Below are 1,319 nucleotides of genomic sequence, written 5' to 3' on the forward strand. Positions count from 1 at the left end.
GTATTTTCTTTGCCATAATCCTCACCCATTTAATTATAATATAAAATAACATAACAGTGTTACGCTTGATAACACCGTTATGTTAAAACATATCGATCATTTTGTCAACTATTTTATTCCTTATACATATCGCTATAAATTCTGTCTATAGTCTCATCACGGCTCAACTTATCGTACAGATAATAGTCAGAATCTGATTTAAATGATCCATACACATCCTCAGATTCCAATATCGGTGCCATAATCGACAATTTGTCGCTGTTTTCTTTTCTCATAGCATCTGCCTGTACCTCAAATCCAGTCAGCATATCATGCTCATCAAGAACAGCAAGTGCCGAACTGCTGATCGGAACACCCTTTTCTGTTCCCTGTCTTAAAGTCATTTCCTCACCGTTCAACAGATAATTCAACAGCTTTGCGGCCGCTTCTGGGTGTTCAGTATTATTACTTATCGCATACATTGTTGCAGGTTTAACAAACCAGCCTAAAGATTTTGCCCCCGGCTCACATATGTATTCTCCTATTTTTACATCATATCCATTTTCCTTCAAAGGATCACAATATCCTCCTGCATCACTTACCCACGCAAGAGTGCCGCCAACCTCACCGCTGGCAAAAGCATTCCTGTTAAATGAATCTACAGACATTAAGACTTTTTTATCAAGTAGTTCCTTATAAAAATCCAACATGTCACCTATCTGTTCCTTATTCAGATTCAATGTGCCATCAGATTTGACCGGATCATTTCCGGTTGTCTGTATATAATGTGAAAGCAGCATAAAAAAATAATGATTTTTTTGTCATGCCCAGAGGATATACCCCATCTTTGCTCATGATTCTGGCTGCATCAAACAAGTCATCCCATGTTCTGGGAATACTAAGTCCATATGAGTTCCAAAGAGTCTCATTATAATAAAAAGTCTCCGTATTGAACGCGATAGGAACAGCATTTAATCTTCCATTTTTTGTTCCAAAGGCAAGCTCTTCTTCAGTATAGTTTTCAAAATCAATATAATCCGAAAGCGTATTAAGATCATAAAAGCCAGATCCGTCAGAAGAATATGTATCAAGCCAGCCATAATTTATGAGCATAACATCCGGAGTCTCCTGTGATTTCATATATATATGCTGTCTTTTCTCGTATCCATTCCACACACCATATTTGCATTTGACGTTTATTTCTGGATTTTCTTTTTCAAATATATCAACAGCATCCAGTGTGTACTGGTTTCTACTATCATCGCCCCACCAGGAATATTCTATAGTTATCGTATCCCCGACAGCCATATCTGTTTTTTGCTCTCCGCAACCACTAATTA

The 1,319-nt window shown here is 37.5% G+C and carries 2 protein-coding genes; both read right to left on the reverse strand.

Annotated features, from left to right (window positions below; translation table 11 throughout):
• Positions 1-113: 113 nt before the first annotated feature.
• Positions 114-779, reverse strand: a complete 666-nt coding sequence (locus CCU_RS14315) for an ABC transporter substrate-binding protein (protein ID WP_015535023.1) — start codon at positions 777-779, stop codon at positions 114-116.
• Positions 742-1,319: ABC transporter substrate-binding protein (locus CCU_RS14320; protein ID WP_208896298.1), on the reverse strand; the 578-nt coding region annotated here is incomplete at its 5' end. The genes CCU_RS14315 and CCU_RS14320, both read right to left, overlap by 38 nt.

The organism is Coprococcus sp. ART55/1, assembly GCF_000210595.1.
Classification (GTDB): domain Bacteria; phylum Bacillota; class Clostridia; order Lachnospirales; family Lachnospiraceae; genus Coprococcus; species Coprococcus aceti.